Origin of the sequence: Arthrobacter sp. H20, from assembly GCF_000520515.1 — a bacterium.
Lineage (GTDB): Bacteria > Actinomycetota > Actinomycetes > Actinomycetales > Micrococcaceae > Arthrobacter_D.
Genome location: NZ_KI914739.1, coordinates 1 through 19,718 on the forward strand (window position 1 = coordinate 1; position 19,718 = coordinate 19,718).

General features: G+C 62.9%; 16 protein-coding genes and 2 pseudogenes. 1 reads left to right on the plus strand and 17 read right to left on the minus strand.

Translation table 11 applies throughout. The features are described from left to right. From Y703_RS0112015 to dinB, 17 genes and pseudogenes are all read right to left on the minus strand, one after another. Positions 1 to 467, minus strand: a pseudogene (locus Y703_RS0112015) (YggS family pyridoxal phosphate enzyme); the annotation flags it as partial. Further along, positions 464 to 1,174, minus strand: a complete 711-nt coding sequence (locus Y703_RS0112020; RefSeq protein ID WP_026552890.1) for a purine nucleoside phosphorylase YfiH/LACC1 family protein — start codon at positions 1,172 to 1,174, stop codon at positions 464 to 466. The gene Y703_RS0112020 and the pseudogene Y703_RS0112015, both read right to left, overlap by 4 nt. A gap of 2 nt (positions 1,175 to 1,176) precedes the next feature. Continuing rightward, entirely contained in the window at positions 1,177 to 2,373 is a 1,197-nt protein-coding gene (gene ftsZ, locus Y703_RS0112025) for a cell division protein FtsZ (RefSeq protein WP_026552891.1), read from the minus strand. Between the two features lie 187 nt (positions 2,374 to 2,560). Continuing rightward, positions 2,561 to 3,430 (minus strand): cell division protein FtsQ/DivIB, encoded by an 870-nt coding sequence (locus Y703_RS0112030; RefSeq protein ID WP_026552892.1) that lies wholly within the window; start codon positions 3,428 to 3,430, stop codon positions 2,561 to 2,563. Continuing rightward, on the minus strand, positions 3,427 to 4,848 hold the full coding sequence (murC, locus tag Y703_RS0112035) for a UDP-N-acetylmuramate--L-alanine ligase (RefSeq protein WP_026552893.1): 1,422 nt from the start codon (positions 4,846 to 4,848) through the stop codon (positions 3,427 to 3,429). Before murC ends, Y703_RS0112030 begins: the two co-directional genes overlap by 4 nt. Beyond that, positions 4,845 to 5,954 carry an undecaprenyldiphospho-muramoylpentapeptide beta-N-acetylglucosaminyltransferase gene (gene murG / locus Y703_RS0112040; protein ID WP_026552894.1) on the minus strand — a complete coding sequence of 370 codons (1,110 nt, stop codon included), beginning with the start codon at positions 5,952 to 5,954 and terminating at the stop codon, positions 4,845 to 4,847. Before murG ends, murC begins: the two co-directional genes overlap by 4 nt. Next, positions 5,951 to 7,297, minus strand: coding sequence for a putative lipid II flippase FtsW (gene ftsW, locus Y703_RS0112045; protein ID WP_026552895.1), 1,347 nt, complete (start codon positions 7,295 to 7,297; stop codon positions 5,951 to 5,953). Before ftsW ends, murG begins: the two co-directional genes overlap by 4 nt. After that, positions 7,297 to 8,868 (minus strand): UDP-N-acetylmuramoyl-L-alanine--D-glutamate ligase, encoded by a 1,572-nt coding sequence (murD, locus tag Y703_RS0112050; protein ID WP_026552896.1) that lies wholly within the window; start codon positions 8,866 to 8,868, stop codon positions 7,297 to 7,299. Before murD ends, ftsW begins: the two co-directional genes overlap by 1 nt. Continuing rightward, positions 8,865 to 9,968 (minus strand): phospho-N-acetylmuramoyl-pentapeptide-transferase, encoded by a 1,104-nt coding sequence (gene mraY / locus Y703_RS0112055; protein WP_026552897.1) that lies wholly within the window; start codon positions 9,966 to 9,968, stop codon positions 8,865 to 8,867. The genes murD and mraY overlap by 4 nt, the downstream gene beginning before the upstream one ends. Continuing rightward, positions 9,965 to 11,491, minus strand: a complete 1,527-nt coding sequence (gene murF, locus Y703_RS0112060; protein ID WP_026552898.1) for a UDP-N-acetylmuramoyl-tripeptide--D-alanyl-D-alanine ligase — start codon at positions 11,489 to 11,491, stop codon at positions 9,965 to 9,967. Before murF ends, mraY begins: the two co-directional genes overlap by 4 nt. 6 nt (positions 11,492 to 11,497) lie before the next feature. After that, a complete protein-coding gene (locus Y703_RS0112065; RefSeq protein WP_051427547.1) occupies positions 11,498 to 13,117 on the minus strand; it encodes a UDP-N-acetylmuramoyl-L-alanyl-D-glutamate--2,6-diaminopimelate ligase in 1,620 nt (539 codons plus the stop codon). Between the two features lie 57 nt (positions 13,118 to 13,174). Further along, positions 13,175 to 14,944 carry a peptidoglycan D,D-transpeptidase FtsI family protein gene (locus Y703_RS0112070; protein WP_026552900.1) on the minus strand — a complete coding sequence of 590 codons (1,770 nt, stop codon included), beginning with the start codon at positions 14,942 to 14,944 and terminating at the stop codon, positions 13,175 to 13,177. 45 nt (positions 14,945 to 14,989) lie between these two features. Beyond that, a complete protein-coding gene (locus tag Y703_RS0112075; protein ID WP_026552901.1) occupies positions 14,990 to 15,577 on the minus strand; it encodes a cell division protein FtsL in 588 nt (195 codons plus the stop codon). After that, a complete protein-coding gene (rsmH, locus tag Y703_RS0112080) occupies positions 15,574 to 16,584 on the minus strand; it encodes a 16S rRNA (cytosine(1402)-N(4))-methyltransferase RsmH (RefSeq protein WP_026552902.1) in 1,011 nt (336 codons plus the stop codon). Before rsmH ends, Y703_RS0112075 begins: the two co-directional genes overlap by 4 nt. Before the next feature lie 192 nt (positions 16,585 to 16,776). Beyond that, a complete protein-coding gene (mraZ, locus tag Y703_RS0112085) occupies positions 16,777 to 17,208 on the minus strand; it encodes a division/cell wall cluster transcriptional repressor MraZ (protein WP_026552903.1) in 432 nt (143 codons plus the stop codon). 325 nt (positions 17,209 to 17,533) lie between these two features. Next, positions 17,534 to 17,914, minus strand: a complete 381-nt coding sequence (locus Y703_RS0112090; RefSeq protein ID WP_026552904.1) for a DUF3040 domain-containing protein — start codon at positions 17,912 to 17,914, stop codon at positions 17,534 to 17,536. Positions 17,915 to 18,140: 226 nt separating this feature from the next. Further along, on the minus strand, positions 18,141 to 19,352 hold the full coding sequence (gene dinB / locus Y703_RS0112095; protein WP_155849519.1) for a DNA polymerase IV: 1,212 nt from the start codon (positions 19,350 to 19,352) through the stop codon (positions 18,141 to 18,143). 110 nt (positions 19,353 to 19,462) lie between these two features. Here dinB and Y703_RS22420 point away from each other — a divergent pair. Continuing rightward, positions 19,463 to 19,718 (plus strand): annotated as a pseudogene (locus Y703_RS22420) (polyprenyl synthetase family protein); the annotation flags it as partial.

The window sequence follows — 19,718 nt, forward strand, 5'->3', positions numbered from 1 at the left end:
CCTCGCTGGTGACCGCTGATGCTCGCAGCGCCCCCGCCGGACCCCGACAAATCCACCTGGATGAAACAGGACAGGCCAGGAGTCCCTTCCGGGCCGGCGTCCGTCAACCGGGTAGCTACCGCCTTGCCCAGCGCACTAACCAACTGCTCCCGATCCACTGAATGGACTGAGTGCGCGTACTGCGCCACCGAGCGTGCCTTATTGGTTTGCAACTGGCCAATGAAGTGCCAGCGGAGGCCGAGGTCAGCTAGTTCCTGAGCCTTGGCTGCCGCCTCCTGATCCCGGCTTTCCCCCAGATCGGTGACACCCAGGCTGGCCAGGATGCGGATGTCCTCGACCGGGAAATACTTGGTGACGACTATTAGCCGGGGAACGTCGCCGCGTTCCGAATCATTGACCGCCTGATCGATCCGACGGTGGACGGCTGAGAGCCGCTCACTGAGCTCATCAGCCCGCGACAGACTCACGAGGTCCACACCAGACCAGCGAAGCGACCGGACGCCGAGCTACGCCGGTGAGAATACAGCGAGCCGTTCTCCAGGGTGCACAGCTTCGACGCATCGTCGCTAACCGGCCGGGCCCTCACGCCAGCGGCCGCCAGCTGCGACAGCACCGCACCGGGGAGATCGAGGCTAGGGGTAGCCCATCGCGTGGTGCCCCACGCTGCCGGGACAACCGCAGACACTTCGCGGCGGAGCTCCTCGGGCACCTCATAGCACTGCCCGCAAATCCCCGGACCAATCCAGGCCGCCAGCTCCCGGGCACCGTGGCTAAGCATCACGTTGACAGTGTTCTGCACAATGCCAGCCTGGATTCCTTGCCTGCCTGCATGCACAACCGCGCTCGCACCGCCGAAATCCTTCCCGGCGGTGATCACCACCGGAACGCAGTCGGCGACCATCACCGCGAGAGGGACTGATCCGTCTGCGCTGACCATCGCGTCGGCGCTAATGATCCCGTCAGATCCGCGTTCAACCGTCACAGCATCGGCTGAGTGGGTCTGATGCATGAAACGAAGGGACCCTGCCCCGACCCCGATGGCGGCTTCAAGGCTCAGTCGCCGGCGCAACACCGAGGCAGGCTCATCTCCCACGTGCTGTGCGAGATTGCCTGCCTCGGTGTCTGTAAACGCTGCCCAGCGACCGGGCGAAATCTCCTGGCGCCAGAAGAACACGGTTACTTCAGGAAGTCGGGCACATCGAGTTCGTCGGAGCGACTCGAGGAGAAGTCGGGTTCCACCACTGCGGGCAGATCGACGTCGAAGCCTGATTCCGCCGGGACGCTATTGCCCGACTGCTGTGACCGCTGCGACCAGGCACCGAGCCCCGCCGAGGCGGGAACCGTTGCTGCGGCAGCAGGGGCACTCGCTCCGACTGAGGGTGCCGAGACGGGCTTGGCGAGCTGCGAGCTGGGCTGTGACGTGGCGTCGACCTGGTCGAACCCTGCTGCAATGACCGTGACACGCGCCTCGTCGCCGAGCGCGTCGTCAATCACGGCACCGAAGATGATATTCGCTTCGGGATGGGCTACTTCCTGAACCAGGCGCGCCGCCTCGTTGATTTCAAACAGTCCCAGATCGGACCCACCCTGGATTGACAACAGCACCCCGTGCGCGCCGTCAATCGACGCCTCAAGCAGCGGCGAGGCGATGGCCAGCTCAGCGGCCTTGACCGCACGGTCCTCACCACGGGCCGAGCCGATGCCCATCAGAGCCGAACCGGCTCCCTGCATCACTGACTTCACATCGGCGAAGTCGAGGTTGATCAGGCCCGGGGTGGTGATCAGGTCGGTGATCCCCTGGACGCCTGAGAGCAACACCTGATCGGCTGAGCGGAAAGCATCAAGCATTGACACGTTCCGGTCGCTGATGGACAGCAGCCGGTCGTTGGGGATCACGATCAGGGTGTCAACCTCGTCGCGTAGCGTATCGATTCCAGTTTCGGCCTGGTTCGACCGGCGACGCCCTTCAAAGGTGAACGGGCGGGTAACCACGCCAATGGTCAGGGCGCCGAGGGATCGCGCGATCCGGGCGACCACCGGCGCACCACCGGTACCGGTGCCGCCACCCTCGCCAGCGGTAACGAAGACCATGTCTGCGCCGCGGAGCACTTCTTCAATTTCCTCGGCGTGATCTTCAGCGGCACGGCGCCCAACCTCTGGGTCGGCGCCGGCACCGAGTCCGCGGGTCAGTTCGCGTCCGACGTCGAGCTTGACGTCGGCGTCGCTCATCAGAAGGGCCTGGGCGTCGGTGTTGATGGCGATGAACTCAACGCCGCGCAATCCAACCTCGATCATTCGGTTGACGGCGTTCACGCCACCGCCGCCGATGCCTACTACCTTGATGACGGCCAAGTAATTCTGCGGTGCTGCCACGGTCCTGTGTCCCTTGTTCGAATGCGCTGTGTGGGGCTTGATCCGGCTGGATCTATTCCCAGCCTTCTCCTCGACCAACGTTAACTCTCAACTTGAAAGTCAATGTTATGTCAAGTAACTTCTATTCAAGACGCTATGGGCAGGTGCACTCATCTGCAATGACCGAGCCCGCGTGTCGGATAATTCTTTAGCGCGTGACCGGACTCGACGGGGTGCTCACGTCGAAGACCTCGGCTGGCGGGTCGGCTGGCGGGGCTGAGAGCAGCGCTTCAAGAACCAGTGCCTTGGCCTCGTTCTCCTCAGCGCTGCCCCAAAAGATGGTCTGCTCATTGGTCAGTGATAGCTCAACTGAATCCACCGACTCTGCGGACGCGTGCCCGAGCCGATTCAGGATGCTCTCCGGCAGCGCCTCGAGCACTTCAGCAATCGCCGAGAAGACTTCGCTGTTGACCGCATCAGTGCCGCCATCGATGAGGGGTAGCTGCACAACTTCACGGTCCCGCACCGAGGCGAGTTGGCGCCCGTCGGCATCGATCAGCACAAACTGATCGTTGCTTTGGAGAATCGCCACGGGAACCCGCTCCGTGATGGTGATGGACAGGCCCGACGGCGGGACGGCCGACACCGTCACGCTGTCGATGGGCGCGAAACCCCCAAGAAGCTGCTCCACCTGCCCGTCAGCTATCTGTGGCAGCGGTGTTCCCAGCAGAGGGTCAAGTGCAGCCGTGGCTTCCTCAGTCGTGACGAGGGTATTGCCGCTGACCTCGACGCTGCGCAGCGCCAACGCCGGGGAAAAGATCAGATAGGCAAGCAACCCGCCCATCAGCAGAACCAGGGCAATGATTGCAAGGATCAGGTTCCGGCGTCGCCGTTTCCTGGGTGGCTTTGGGAAGGCGACCACCGAATTGGGCATGCCGTCGTCCGGTGGGAGCCAGGGGTCTCCGGGAATGTCGAGCATCGAGACTTTGCTGCTGGTGACCCGGGGAACCCGTGCTGGACCCGACGCGGCATCGGATTGGGACCCAGCGCCTGGTGGGCCCGGTTTACGACGGCTCATGAGTCGCTGACGCCATCATCCGAGGCAGACAGTAGCCTAACCAGTTCGGTGCCGTACTGGGTGACGTCACCGGCGCCCACTGTGAGAATGATGTCTCCAGGGGCTGCGCGGTCGGCCACCGACCGGACGGCCTGCGAAGGGTCGGGTGAGTACCCGCCGGGGACAGTGAGCCGGTCGGTGATCAACTCGCTGGTGATGCCGGGAATCGGGTCCTCTCGAGCCGGGTAAATGTCCAGCACGGTAACTGAGTCGGCGAGGCTGAGCGCCAGTGCGAACTGTTCAGCGAACTCCCTGGTGCGGGAGAACAGGTGTGGCTGGAACAGGACGTGGACGCCGTGCCCGGTGGCAACAGCGCGAGCGGCCTGCAGCGCGGCTGTCACCTCTGTGGGGTGGTGGGCGTAGTCGTCGAAGACCCTCACTCCCCTGCCCACGCCCCTAGCCTCGAACCGGCGGGCTGCACCCGAGAAGGTCCCGAGCCCTGCCGCCGCTGCGGCTGGGTCAACCCCCAACTCCAGGGCGACGGCGAAGGCTGCGGCAGCGTTGCGCACGTTGTGTTCACCCGGGACGCTGAGCTGCAGTTCCTGCTCGCTTTCGAGACCGTCGACCGAGAATGACAGCGTGCTAGTGGAGGTGCTCCCTACCGTGCGCGTGTCACCGATCCGCACATCTGCAAACGGTGAGTATCCGTAGGTCCTGACCCTGCGGGTGTCTCCGACTCGACCGGCGAGGGCAGCGGCGCCGCCGTCGTCAAGACACGTCACCAAAACCCCGTCGTCGCTGGGCAGCAGGGCGACGAAGCGGTCAAACACTTCGAACACGGCGTCGGCGGTGCCGTAGTGGTCCAGGTGGTCCGCCTCAACATTGGTGACCACAGCAATCCTGGCTGAATAGTTCAGGAACGAGCCGTCAGACTCGTCGGCTTCGGCGACGAACACGCGGCCTGCGGCCCACGCAGCGTTGACGCCAAGAGCTGCGACATCGCCGCCGATAGCGAATGAAGGATCGGCCCCCGCGGCCTGCAGCATCACAGTGATCATGGCGGTGGTGGTGGTTTTGCCGTGCGTGCCGGCAACGGCAATGACCTCCTTGCCGGTCATGGCGATTGCCAGCGCCTGGGACCGGTGCAGGATCCTGAGCCCCTGATGCTGGGCTGCGGCCAGTTCGGGGTTGGTTGGCCTGATCGCTGTGGAGACCACCACTGTTGTGGCACCCGAGATGTTTTCAGCCCGGTGCCCGACGTCGGTGCGCGCGCCAAGCCCGGCCAGGGCGCGGAGGGTTCGCGAGTCAGCGGCATCTGAGCCAGACACTGCCACCCCCTGGCCCAGGAGCACCCGGGCAACAGCCGACATACCGGCACCGCCAAGACCGATGAAGTGAACGTGACCCAGGTCTGCCGGTGAGAGATTGGCTACTGTCATTTCTGGGTTTCCCGTCCGGCCGCGACGACTAGACGTGCCACCTTAACATCGGCGTCGCGGACGCCGAGAGTTGCGCTTGCGGCGGCCATCGAGGCGAGGGCGGCCTGATTCTTCAGCAGGGGAAACACGGTAGCTGCAAGCCAGTCCGCCGTGAGTGACGCATCCTCGACCATCAGGGCACCACCTGCGGTAATCAGGTCCGCGGCATTGCGGCGTTGCTCGCCATTGCCATGGGGCAACGGAACGAGGACCGCTGGCAGGCCGACGGCGCAGAGTTCGCAGACAGTTGCCGCCCCGGCACGGGCAAGCAATAGGTCGGCTGCAGCATAGACAGCCTCCATATTCTCGACGTATTCAATCTGGCGGTAGCCCTCAGCCTGGAGCGGTTGGCCGTCGGCGCTGCTGACCCGCTTGCCGCCGCCAGTGATGTGCAGCAACTGGATGCCTTCGGCGGCCAGCAGCGGCACTGCTGCAGCGACCGCGCGGTTGATGCTGGCCGCACCCGAGGACCCCCCGGTCACAATGAGGGCAGGCTGGCTGCTGTTCAGTCCGAGCGCCGCCCGGGCAGCAGTTCTGGCCTCGGCCCGGTTCAGGGTTGAGATACTGCGCCGCATTGGCATTCCCACCACCTGCGCCCGAGGCAGGCCGGTCCCCTTGAACGCAACCGCCACCGACGTGGCAACGCGGGAGCCAAGACGGTTGGCCAGGCCTGGACGGGCGTTGGCTTCGTGGATCACGACCGGGATTCCCCGGCGCCACGCGGCGAGATACAGGGGGGTAGAGACGTAACCGCCGACGCCGACGACCACGTCCGCCCCGGCCCGGTCGAGGACGGCCAGTGCCTGGCGGACCGCCCGGACGAGGCGCACCGGTAGCTTCACCAGGTCAATCGACGGGCGGCGTGGCATCGGGACACGGTCGATGGTTTCGAGCGGGTACCCGGCAGCCGGAACCAGGCGCGTCTCCATGCCTGAGGCAGTACCCACAACTACCTGCCTGATGCTGGGGTCCTGTTCAGCGAGTGCGTTGGCGATAGCCAACAGAGGGCTGATGTGGCCGGCGGTTCCGCCGCCAGCCAGGACCACCGAGAGAGGGGTTGTGCTCATCGGGTTGCTGGTTCGCTTTCTGTGGAACGGGGGTCTGCGGTGTCCCCGGTAGCTGTTTCAGGCAATGCCGCGGGCGGCATTTTTCGGGCGAAGGAGAGCAGCACCCCAACCGCAGCGAGGGTGAAAGTGAGCGCCGATCCACCATACGAGATGAACGGGAGCGGAACACCGATCACGGGGAGTACACCGGTAACCATGCCGATATTGACGAAGGCCTGGCCGATCAGCCACACCAGGATCGAGCCGAGCAGGATCCGCACAAACGGGTCAGTGTAGCGTCGGGCGACCCTAATGGTGGCGATCGCGAGGATGCCGAAGAGTACAACGACGACGAGGGTGCCCACCAGGCCGAACTCTTCGCCGATGATCGCAAAAATGAAGTCATTGTGGGCTTCGGGAATCCAGTTCCACTTTTGCCGGCTCTGCCCGATCCCCACTCCCCACCAGCCACCAGAGGCCAGTGCGAAGAGCCCGTTGTCGGACTGCAGGCAGAGGTCTCTGCCATCGTCGCAGTTGATTCGCAGCCAGGCGCTGATCCGGTCGCTGCGGTTACCGCTGACCAACACCATCACGATGGCGCCAGCTATCCCGGCGATGCCGGCGATCGTGAACATTTTCAGGGGTGCGCCAGCGAAGAAGAGCGCGGCAGCGAGGATCATCATCATGATGATCACCGTGCCGAGGTCCCCGCCCAGCAGGACCAGCCCGATGGGCAGGCCACCCAGTGGGAGGGCTGGAATCATTGCGTGTTTCCAGTTGCGGATCAGCCTCCCCTTCAGGGCCAGGACGCTGGCCAGCCAGATCGCAAGCGCAAGCTTCGCAGGTTCGGACGGCTGCATGGTGAAGCCGCCTATCTGGATCCAGTTCTGGTTGCCGTTGATGTTTACGCCAATGGCCAGTACCAGGACCAGAAGAACTACCGCCACGCCCAGCACCGGCCACGCCAGAAAACGATAGGTGCGGGCACCGAAGCGAGACAGTAAGAGCATCAGGACCAGCCCACCGGCGGCCCAGGTGGCCTGCCTGAGGAACAGATCGAACTCGCTACTGCCTTCGGCAATTGCCTCAACCGAGGAGGCTGAGAGCACCATCATCAGCCCGATCGCTGTCAGAGCGAGGGCCGATCCGAGGATCATGTAGTAACTGGCTCCGCTGGCATGATTATCGCTGCCTTCCAGGTAGGACCAGAACTTGCCGATCTGCGCACGGAGCCCCTTCTTTGCCGGGGGATGCTGAGTCGTCGCCGAGGTCTTCCCTGGCTCGGGGGATGACGCGGAGGGGGTGCGGGAATGCTGACGCATCACCGGCTTCCGGCGGACTGGCCGGGAGGGCGTGGTGACCATTAGAACTCCTTTGCGGTCTTCGCCTGCCCTTCCACGATCACTCGGACTGCCTCGATAAAGGCCTCGCCTCGGTGAGCATAGGAGGAAAACTGATCCATTGATGCTGCCGCCGGGGCCATCAACACGGTGTCGCCGTCGCTGGCCAGCCGTGCGGATTCCCTTACCGCCGATTCCATTACCCGCTCGCCCAGAGGCGCTGGTGTGGTCTCGCCGGACAACGTCACGTCCTCAGTCTCTCCCGGAGCCACTTCGATCAGCGGAACATCCGGAGCGTGTCGGCGCAATGACTCCATCAAGTCCGAGCTGTCGGCACCGATCACCACAACGGCTTTGAGCCGCTGAGCGTGTGACTGCACCAGTTGATCGTAGTTGACGCCCTTGGACAGCCCGCCGGCAATCCAGATAACCGAGTGGAACGCTGCCAGTGAAGCTGCAGCCGCGTGAGGGTTGGTGGCCTTGGAGTCATTGATCCACAGAATGCCGTCGCGCGAGGACACCAGCTGAATGCGGTGGTTGGTCGGCTGGTAGTTGCGGATCCCGGTTCTGATAGCCGCCGGTTCCACTCCCGCGGCCCGGACCAGTGCGGCGGCGGCAAGGGCGTTGGCGACTAGGTGACGGGGCACCAGTTCCCCCAGCTCAGTGACGGCAGCGAGTTCGACTGCCGAATCTTTGCGCTGTTCGATGAAGGCGCGATCCACCAGGAGGCCGTCCACCACCCCCATCATGCTGACTGCAGGCGTCGACGTGGTGAAGCCGATTGCACGGCACCCGTCAATGACTTCAGCCTCCTCGACCATCTTCTCCGTCGCTGGCTGTTCAGCGTTGTAGACGCAGGCGACCCTGGTGTTGGCGTAGACCTTCGCTTTGTCAGCAGTGTAGTGATCGAAACCACCGTGCCAGTCGACATGGTCCTCGGCAACATTGAGGCAGACGCTCGCCAGCGGTGAAATGGCACCGGTCCAGTGCAGCTGAAAACTGGACAGTTCGACGGCAATGAAATCGTACCCCTGTGGGTCCCTGATTGCGTCGAGGATCGGGGTGCCGATATTGCCCGCGGCCACCGCGCGCAGTCCCGCCGCGAGGAGCATCGATTCCACCAGGGAAACTGTTGTGGTCTTGCCGTTGGTGCCGGTGACGGTCAGCCACTCGGCGGTGGGACGTCCCTCGCGGATCCTAACCCGCCAGGCCAGTTCAATATCGCCCCAGATGGGGATGCCGGCGTCCCGTGCCGCTCTGAGGAGGGCCTGCCGCGGGGTCCAGCCCGGTGATGTGACCACCAGATCGGGGAGGCTGCCGTCGATCAGTGGGAGGGTCGCTGCGTGCTGGGGTCCGAGGAGGACATCGACCGCTCCGACGATCGACAGAGTGTCAGCTTTGGCGCGGTTTTCAGCGCTGTCAGCGCCGTCAACGACCACCACGCGTGCGCCGAGCTCAATGAGCGTGTCAGCGACCGAAAATCCTGAGAGTCCGATGCCCGTGACTGCTACCCGCAGGCCCCGCCAGTCGGCATCCCAGGTGGTCAGGGAATCCAGGTCGGGGGCACCAGGGGGGCGGGGTGCGTTACCGGTCATAGCAGCACCACCCACTCCGCGTAAAAGATCCCGAGTGCTGCTGCGACAAACAAACCGGCGAGAATCCAGAACCGCACCACAACTGTTACTTCCTGCCAGCCCTTGAGTTCAAAGTGGTGCTGCAGCGGGGCCATCTTGAATACCCGTTTACCGCCGGAAAGCTTGAAGTAGCCGACCTGGATGATCACCGAGAGGGTGATCATGACGAACAGTCCGGCCAGGATGACCAGCAGCAGCTGGGTGCGGGACAGGATCGCGAACCCAGCGATCGCGCCGCCGATGGCGAGTGAACCGGTGTCGCCCATGAAGATCTTCGCCGGGGAGGTGTTCCACCACAGGAATCCGACCAGCGCGCCACACATTGTTCCGGCGATCAGGGCCAGGTCCAGCGGGTCCCGGACCGCGTAGCAAACGCTGCGGGAGACCTCATCGAGTGCACAGCTCTGGTTGGACTGCCAGATTCCCATCAGCATATAGGCGCCGAACACCAGGACCGAAGCCCCTGCGGCCAGACCGTCCAGGCCGTCGGTTAGATTCACTCCATTGCTGGCCGCAGTGATGATGAGGTTGGACCAGATGACGAACAGCACTGCGCCGACGATGGTGCCAGCGAAGGCCAGGTCGATCGAGGTGTCACGGATGAAGGAGATGGCTGTGGAAGCAGGGGTCCTGCCGTTTTCGTTGGGGAAACCCAGGGCGAGGACAGCAAAAATGATGCCCACCAGCGTCTGGCCAGCGATCTTCGCCGGCGCGCTCAGACCCAGGCTCCGCTGTTTGGAAATCTTAATATAGTCGTCGAAGAAGCCGACGATTCCCATTCCCACCATCAACAGGAGAAGCAGCAGGCCTGAGGCCGAGGGGCCAGTGGATACCTCTGCCCACACCATCAGCAGGTGGGTCACGAAGTAGGCGATCAGGACCGAGCCGACGATCACCGCGCCGCCCATGGTCGGCGTACCGCGCTTGGTGTGATGAGCCGTGGGACCGTCGTCGCGAATGAACTGGCCGTAGCCACGGTTCACCAGCAAACGAATGAACAATGGGGTGCCCACGAGTGCCAGCACCAACCCCATCGCTGAGCCGATCAGTAGCGCAATCACAGCTGCGGCCCCCCTTGGAGGTCAGTTGGGCCGGGCACTGATGTTCCGGGCGTGGCGGTGGAGGGCGTTTCGGTCGAGGACAATGCTATCCGATCGCCGAGAAATCGAAGCCCGGCGCCGTTGGAGGATTTGAACAACACCAGGTCGCCCGGCCGCAGCGCCGTTTTCAACATCTCCTCGGCAGCGGCTACATCAGCGGCGAAGACTACTTCGTCCCCCCAGGACCCTTCAAGGACAGCTCCGTTGTAGAGCGCGCGGGCACCCATTCCGACTACCAGCAGCTTGGAAATGTTGAGGCGGACCACTACCCTGCCGACGGCGTCGTGCTCAGCGATGGAGTCATCCCCCAGTTCGAGCATCTCGCCCAGGACGGCCCACGTGCGGCGTCCGCGGCCGAGTTCAGCCACGGTGCGCAGCGCAGCGCGCATCGACTCAGGATTGGCGTTGTACGCATCATTGATGACCGTCACGCCATCAGCACGTTCGGTCCGCTCCATCCGCCACCGACTTTGCGCCCCCAGCTGGGAGAGGGCACCGGCAATGTCGGCGCCCGGCACTCCCAGCGCCGCGGCAATTGATGCCGCAGCGAGGAGATTGGTGATCTGGTGGGTGCCAATAAGCCGTGAGGTCACCGGGAAAGTGGTGGAATCGTGAGCCCCTGGGAGTCCCAGCTCGAACGCTGGGTGGCCCTCGGCGGTGGTGGTGATGGTTGTTGCCCGAACCACTGGACCGCCAGCAGGAACCTGTGAATTGTCGGAGGTGAAGTAGAGCTTCCTGGCCACGGTGACGGCTTCCATCGCCAGGACACGGGGGTCGTCAGCGTTTATGATAGCTGTCCCAGCCTCGGGCAGTGCCCGGAGTAGCTCGGACTTCGCTGTGGCGATGTTGTCCACGCCACCGAACTCTCCGGCGTGTGCGCTGCCAACCCCCAGGACCACGCCAATATCGGGGGCGACCATGGTGGCCAGGTAGGTAATGTGCCCAATCTTCGTGGCACCCATCTCGATGATGAGGTACCGGGTGTTGTAGTCGGCACCGAAGACCGTGAGGGGAACTCCTACCTCGCCGTTGTAGGAGCCAATGGGGGCAACTGTTGGACCGTGTTCCGAGAGGATACCGGCCAGCAGATCCTTGGTGGTGGTCTTTCCGGCAGAGCCGGTGATACCAATGACTGTCAGCGGGGAATGGGCACGGAGGCGCCGCACCACCTCGGTTGCCAGCCGGCCCATGGCCAGGACCACGTCATCGACGACGACCGCCGGGTATTCGCCTGACTCATCGCCGTCCTCAGCCGCTACCGGACGTTCGACGAGGGCCAGCGCGGCCCCGTTGCGGAAGGCCTGCGGCACAAACTGGTGACCGTCAGTGGTTTCCCCTGGCTTGGCAACGAAGAGAGCTCCCGGCTGTACGTCGCGGGAGTCCACGGTGACTGAGCTAACGATCTGGTTGTGCCGTGCTTCGGCTGTGGTGGTCAGTTGACCCTGGGTGATGGCCGCGATTTCGGCTGCGCTTAGTTCAATCATGACGATCTAGGATTCTATCCTGTGGCTGGGATGCACAGAGAATCCGTAGCGTGTCAACGCCTTGGCTAGCTCGACCCGGTCATCGAGGGGCAGGTTGACTCCCTTGACCTCTTGCCAGACCTCGTGGCCACGCCCGGCGATCAACACGGTGTCAGCCGGTGCTGCCATGGCTACGGCCCGGTCGATTGCATCGGCCCTGGGGTAAATCTCGAGGACCTCGCAGGGCACCGTCGCAGCATCGCGCGCCTTCAGCGCACCCGCCAGAACCCCCTGCCTGATCGCTGCTTCATCCTCATCATGGGGGTCATCGTCAGTGACGATGACCACGTCGGCCAGTTGTGCTGCGGTAGCACCCATCAGGGGCCGCTTGGTCTGGTCCCGCTGACCTGTGGCCCCAAATACGACTATCAGCCGGGCACCGGGTGCCGTGGGACGAACTGACTCGAGGGTTCGGGCCAGCGCGTCGGGGTTGTGGGCAAAATCGACTATCGCTGCTGGGCTGTCACCGATTAGTTGCATGCGCCCCGGCACGGCCGCCGAGAACGGGTCAGCGTTGTCCGCCGCGCGCTGCACTTCGCTCGGTGACACACCCGAGGCAAGCACCATCACCGTTGCTAGTGCCGCATTGGAAATATTGAAGATTCCGGGCAGACCTGAGTAGAGGGTAAGCATCTCACCCGCGGGACCACTGAGCGAGAAACGATGTCCGAGTCCGTCCCGGGAGACGTCGCCGACCTGCCAGTCGGCTGATCCCTGGTCCGCGTCACTGCCGGTCTGAAGGTCGGTAGTCCTGAGGGTGACGACGTCGGCGGTGGCCGCCTCGGCCATTTGCTTCCCCCAGGGGTCGTCGATGATGATCACTGCTCGAGCCGATCGTTCAGTCTTAAAGAGCGCCGCCTTGACCGCAAAATATTTCTCCATGGTTCCGTGCAGGTCAAGGTGGTCCTGGGTCAGGTTGGTGAACCCCGCGACGTCGAAGTGGACGCCGTCGACCCGACGGTACTCGACGGCGTGGGAGGAAACCTCCATCGCAGCGGTTTGGAGGCCCCGTTCACGCATCAGGCTAAGGATACCGTGCACCTGGGGCGATTCGGGGGTGGTGAGGGCACTGGCGATTGGTTCGCCTCCGGCGTGAATCTCGATAGTTCCCATCAACCCTGTGGTCCTGCCCAGACTCTCCAACAATGAATTGATGAAGTAGGTAGTGGTGGTTTTGCCGTTGGTGCCTGTCACACCGAACAGGGTTGGACGGGAAGTCCCGGTGGGCTGGCTATTGAAGATTACTGCCGACAGGGGGCCCACCAGCTCCCTGAGGTGATCTGCGCCGAACAGCGGGATAGCTCCAGGGGTGTCCGCTGCCACTAACATTCCTTCGTCATCGGTGAGGACCGCAGCGGCCCCTGCGCGCAGAGCCTGGGCGAGATAGGAGGCTCCGTGCCTGCCTGCCCCGGGTAGCGCGATATAGAGGTCGCCGGGCCGGACCAGTCGCGAGTCGATGGCCACCCCGGTGACGTAAACGGGTGCTCCGTCGTCGTGGCCCGCGACTCGGCGGACTCGCGGCAAACCTGAGGGGAGGGCGCTGAACGCCTGGTGCAGAGGGACCGGGGTCACCACTGCTGGGCGCATCCCTGCATCGGGTTGCGCTGCGGGATCTTCAATTGTTGGCACGTATGCTGCTCCGGGCTAGTACTCGATGGGGTAGGTTTCGGGCTCGCCCGTCGACGGGGCGACGTTCCTGGCGTTGAGCACCTGTTCCATCACCTTCTGGAAAGACTCCCCCGGTATCAGATAGTACAGATCACCCTGCGGGCGTTGCAGGGTCACCACCACTACGTACTCCGGGTTGTCCATTGGGGCCATGCCAGCGTAGGTGAGAGTGAACCCGTCATAGCCGCCGGTGGCGCTCGGCGCCTCGGCGGTCCCTGTCTTGGACCCCACCCGGTATTCATCGAGGGATCCTGAGGCGCCCGACCCGTCTACTGTCACGGTTTCGAGCATCTTCTGCAGCTGCGACGAGGTGTCGGGTGAGACCACTTCGACTCCCTCGTCCTGGGGCACCTGGTGCTCGGTGCCATCGGGGTCGATGTACGCGTCGATCAGCCGCGGCTTCAGCCGGACGCCGTCGTTGGCGATGGTTTGGTACACCATTGCGGTGTGCAGTGCCGTCTGCGCGAGCCCCTGGCCGAAGAGCACCGTGTACTGCTGGCGGTCATCCCACTCTTCCGGCTGGGCGAGGATACCGCTGGTTTCACCGTTGAGTCCGACGTCGAGCGGTTGGCCGATCCCGAACTTGGTCAGCCAGTCGTAGCGCTGCTGTTTGCTCAGCTCCTCACCGATCATGACCGTGCCGGTATTCATTGACTTGGCGAAAATTCCGGCAGCGGTGCGCCGTTCCTCTCCATGTTCAAAAGCATCCTTGAAGGTCTGGTTGTCAATCGTGTAGGTGTTGGGCAGCAGGAATTCGCTGGTCGGTTCGATGATCCCTTCCTCCAGCGCCGCTGCCATGGTGATCAGCTTGGTGGTGGAGCCTGGTTCGAAGGAGGACGTGACCGAGAGAGGCTTCCGGAATTCCGGTTCCGTGGCACCAGGGTTGTTCGGGTCCATGGTGGTGGATTCAGCCATTGCCACGATGCCGCCGGTCGCCGCCTCAACGACGACGATGTTGCCCCACTGGGCGTCGTACTCCTCCACCTGCGAGGCGATGGTCTGCTGGGCGAACCATTGGAGGTCCTGGTCGATCGTCAGTTTGACTGACTGCCCGTCTTTGGCCGGCACATCCTCGTTGGTGGCATACGGGATGCGAATGCCGTCACCACCGATTTCGAACGTGCGGCTGCCAGCCTCCCCGGTCAGGCGATCGTTCTGGGTAAGCTCAAGGCCTTCATTCTCCGCGCCGACGAAACCCACTATCGAACCGGCGACCGGTCCTGACGGGTAGGTGCGGAGGCTGATCGGGTCGGCGTAGACACCGGGCATCCGGACCGCCAGCGCCGCGTTCTTGACCTCGGGGGTGACATTCCGGGCTACGTACCCGAACTTCTTGTCGCCGACGATCGCAGCTTCCAGAGTGGCGGGATCCTGGCCGAGGATCCCCGAAAGTTCAGCGAGCCCTTCATCCATAGTGAGCTCTTCCCGGTCGCCCTCGGCGTTGATCCGGGCGAAGTCATCACCCTCGGCGAGGGTCTGGTCTACAACTACGTCAAAGCGCTCAACGCTCCGGGCGAGGTAGTTGCCCTTGCTGTCGAGAATGTCACCACGCACAGGCTGGACCGGAAATGATTCAAGGCGTTTGTTCAGCCCGGCCTGAGCCATACCGCCGAGATCCAGTGCCTGCACCTGAAAGAGGCGGACTCCAAGGACGAGCAGAAGAATCAGGACGAAAGCGAGACCTATGCGAAGCCGCTTGGCTCCGAGGGCCACCCGGAACCTGTCGTGCTCAGTTGCTGTAGCCACTTCAATGTCCTTAGGTGTCTCATCTGTGATCGGTGATCGTGTGCGTTACCCGCCGGTTCCCTGCTGCGGTGCTGGGATGGATCCACCATTGAGCTCAACAGCCTGAGGTTGCTCCACCGGGCTAGCTGGCTCCTCGGCCGCTGGTGTTTCAGCAGGTACTTCAGCTGCTGAGGCAACCGCGGTGGAGACGTCGGGGGCGGCTATCAGTGCCAATGGGTCGCCACCCTTCGTCGCAGCCTCTGGAGTACCGGCAATTTTCATTGAATCTACATCAACAGATCCGAATCCCGGGGAGGCAACCATGCCGAGTTCCCTGGCTTCAGCTGCAAGGTTCTGCGGCGCCTGAAGGTCTTCCATTTGCTGGGTCAGCGCCTGGTTCTCCTGATTCAGCGCAATCTGTTGATTGCGCAGGTCAACAAGCTCATACTGGCTGCTCGACACCGAGATGTTGAGCATCAGGACTGTCACCAACGCACCAACCAGGGCGGTCATGCTGAACACTGCGAACGGAATGCGACGCCGGACCGGGCCTGCTGATACCAGCGAAAGCGGTGTTCTGACCTGCTTGGATGATTCACCACCCGTTTCAGGGGTAGCCAGCGGCGCGAAGGATTCAGCGAGTTGCTGGCTCATGATGGGTTCCTGTTCCTAGTGTCTCGAGACACGTTCTTGATTAGTTCTACTGCCCGCAACTTGGCGGAGGCCGCCCGCGGGTTTTCTTCGATCTCTTGGTCTGTCGGGGCTTCTGTGCCCCTGGTTAGGGATTTGAGGTAGGGCTTGTGCTCTTCCAGCTCGACGGGAAACCCGACGGGGGCCGAGGACCGGGTTCCTGCGGTAAAGGCGGCCTTGACGATCTTGTCCTCAAGGGAGTGATACGACATAGCCACGGCCCGCCCGCCGACGTTCAGGGAATCGACTGCCGCAGGAATAGCGCGCCCAAGCACAGCGAGTTCCTCGTTGACTTCGATCCGAAGCGCCTGGAAGGTCCTTTTGGCTGGGTGGCCGCCAGTCCGTGCCGCCCCCGCGGGAACTACTGAGCGGATGACGTCCACCAGCTGACCAGTTGTTGTTAACGGCAAGTCCCGACGTTTAGCGACAATGGCTGAGGCGATCCGGCCAGCGAACCTCTCTTCCCCCCAGGAACGGATAATCCTCAGCAGGTCAGCTTCGGAATACCCATTGACGACCTCGGCGGCAGTCTGCCCGGTGCTGGTATCCATCCGCATGTCCAGGGGTGCGTCGTAGGAGTAGGCAAAGCCGCGCTCCCGTTCGTCCAGCTGAAGGGATGAGACACCGAGATCGAACAGCACTCCGTCAATGGCAAGGATTCCCAGGTCGTCGAGGACCTCCGGCAGTTCGTCATAGACGGCGTGGACCAAATCTGTGCGTCCGGAGAAGGAGGAGAGGCGTTCTCCGGCAAGGCCGATGGCCTGCAGGTCGCGGTCGATGCCCACCAGGTGGGCCTGGGGGAATCGTTCAAGGAGTGATTCCGAGTGTCCGCCCATGCCCAGTGTGGCGTCCACAACCACTGGGGTGCGTCCGGCGGCCGCCGCGGCGAGGAGTGCCGGTTCGAGGAGCGAGATGCAGCGTTCACGCAGTACCGGGATGTGTCGCTCACCGGTAGGGCGATCATCGCTCATTCGTTGGCTCCTTCCTCGGTGGTGCTTGGTGGTGTGTTCGTCGAGTAGGCTTCTTGGACCAGACCCCCCTCCGACCAGGCGCTGTCCGCCTGGCTCCGGGGAAGGTGAGCCAGGTGAAACGGTCGCCGGGCGGCTGGAGATCTCGTTCAAGAAGCCGTCCTGCTGTGCTGGTTCCGCATGGTGGTGCAGGTCCTAGAAGAACCCCGGTAGTGAGTCCTCGTCGGTTTCGGAGAAGACGTTTTCCTTCTCCGCCAGGTAGTTGTTCCAGGCCGAGGCATCCCAGATCTCGGCACGGCTACCCGCGCCAATCACTGCAAGTTCCCGGTCCAGTCCCGCATAAGTCCGAAGTGCCTGTGGGATGGTGATCCGTCCCTGTTTATCCGGGACCTCATCCGATGCACCTGACAAGAACACCCTGCTGTAATCACGCGATTGACGTGATGACAGCGGTGCGGCCCGCATCTGTTCGTGAAGCTGTTCAAATTCGCGCTGACTAAAAACGTAGATGCACCGCTCCTGACCCCTGGTCAAGACCAGCCCGTTGGAAAGCTCCTCACGAAACTTCGCGGGGAGGATCAACCTGCCCTTCTCATCAAGGCGCGGCAGATGAGTTCCGAGGAACATCTGCCACCGCCCATCCGATCCGGAAAGCACCTTGCGGCACCACTACGCTCTTATAACCACCACTTTACTCCACATCCCTCCCCCGTCAATCCATTTCGGCGTGCTGAACCCATGATTTTTCTGGCAGTTTCCTGTGCTGGCGCGGCAAGACAGCTTCGGTGCGCAGTGGAGGGTTTTGGCACTCTGGTATCGGCCTGGTCAGTGTGTCTGACCTGAAGGTAGGTAAAAACTCACGTTAAACACTGATAGACCCGACAATGCGGGTCTATCAGTGGATCGTTAGCTGAAGTTTTGCGGGGTTGTGGATGGAAGTGGAGGGGGCAGGCTAGGGCTGTTCCCGTTTCCGCTCATCCCACTTTTCTTCGAGCGTGCTGAGGAAGCCACCGTTGCGATTGACCGGTGCTGACTTAGCTGTCCCTCGGGGCAAAGAAGCTGAGTCATTTCCCTTGGCCCGGGTGGTGCCGAAATACACTCCGGCTCCCATCACCAGGAAGCCCGCGACGCCGACCAGAATGATCTGGTTGGCCACGCCCAACAGCAGGATCAGAATGCCTGCGACCGCCATGAGCGCGCCGATAACGATCCGGCGAGTGGACATGGTGCGGGGACTGCTTGACGCCATCGAGCTGGCGAACTTTGGATCGTCGGCGTGAAGCTGCTGCTCCAGCTGATCAAGCAGCCTCTGTTCGTGTTCCGAGAGTGCCATCACTGCCTCCATACTGATAATTATTCCTGGTCCCTCACCCCAACCAACGAGTACCAGATGCATCCGGTTCCCTGCCACATTTCACCGTGAGCAAGGGTTCCAAAACGAGTGATTCCATTAGTTCAAGTTGGCCTTTGCTCTAAGGATAGAGCGCAATGCCCCCTAGGGAAAGCCACTGGCGCATGGGGCAGCAATCGCCGCTGCTTGGGGCGGCCGGCACGCCGGATCAGGGAGCTGGATCCCTGGGACGACCGAACAACTGCGCTGGCTGAATGGCAGTCTTGCCGAACTTCCGATTGACCTCGTCAAGGGCTGACTCGGCCAGCCGCCAGTTCTCATCCCGACGGTCAATAGTGAGTTGATGTCCGGATCCTGTGGAGGGTTCCAGCTGGTCCGCCCGCACCCCGACCAGCCGAACGCTCATCGGACGCTTGCCCAGGGATGTCAGCAGCGACGTCGCTGCCGAGTAGATAGCGTTTGCGCTGTCGGTGGGTTCGCTGAGTCTCTTAGTGCGGGTGAGCGTCGAGAAATCGGCGTAACGCAGCTTGATCGCCACTCCGCCACACTGCAGTTGAGCCGATCGGAGCCGGGACGCCGTGCGGTGGGAGAGTCGAAGCATTTCAGTATGCAGGGTGGGATCATCGCTGACGTCCTCAGCGAAGGTTTCCTCCGCTCCGATCGTCTTCTCCTGGCGGGTCACCGTCACTGTCCGCGGATCCCGGCCCCAGGCCAGGTCATGGACATGCTGGCCTGAGACCCCCAGCAGCTTCCGGAGCGAGGACACCGGCGTCTGGGCAAGGTCCTCGACGCTGCGGATTCCCAGGCGCGCGAGTACTTCCTGGGTTTTGGCGCCGACACCCCAGAGCGCAGACACCGGAAGGGTGTGCAGGTACGCCACCGTCTCGTTGCCCGGGATGACCAGCAGACCGTTGGGCTTCGACCGGGTCGACGCGATCTTGGCCACGAATTTGGTGGTTGCCGCCCCCACGCTCGCAGTAATCCCCAGCTCGCTTCGGATAGTGGTTCGAATCAGCTCTCCGATGTCGCGTGGCCCACCCAACCGGCGCATTGACCCCGCGATATCGAGGAAGGCTTCGTCCACGCTGAGCTGTTCAACCAGCGGAGTGATGGTTCCGAAGACTGTCATCACACCACGAGAGACCACCGAGTACTTCTCATGATGAGGTGGTAGCACCACGCCCCGTGGACATAACCTCATTGCCGTGGACATCGGCATTGCTGAGCGAACGCCGAACCGTCGAGCTTCATAGGAGGCTGACAGGACCACCGACCGGCCACTTGGTGAGCCGACAATCACCGGCGTCCCGACCAGGTCCGGGCGATCCAGCAGTTCGACGGCAACGTAGAAGGCATCCATGTCCACGTGGAGGATGGTGCACTCCGCGTGCGGAAGCTCTCCGCTCTGCCCAACAGTCACAGTCCAATCGTAGCCAGTCAGTAGGATGGAATGGCCACAGACCACCACCGGCCGGTGGAGAACCCGGCGTCACCCTGCGTGGGCTAATGTCCGCCACCTGAGGAGAGCCAATGACCGACCGGAACCCATTCGTCGAGGACGATAGAGTTGCCCATTCGATAGCTGGGGAACAGGCGGAGTACCGCGCCGCAGTGACCGGCGGCCTTGAGCAATTCCTTACCCGTCAGCGGTCGATTCTGGGCGATATTGCCGACGATGCACTGGAGTTGACTGAAGCGATTGCCCGGCTCACGTCAGGCGGAAAGAGACTGCGCGCACTCCTGTGCTACTGGGGCTTCAGGGGTGCCGGTGGGGCGGCCGGCTCCA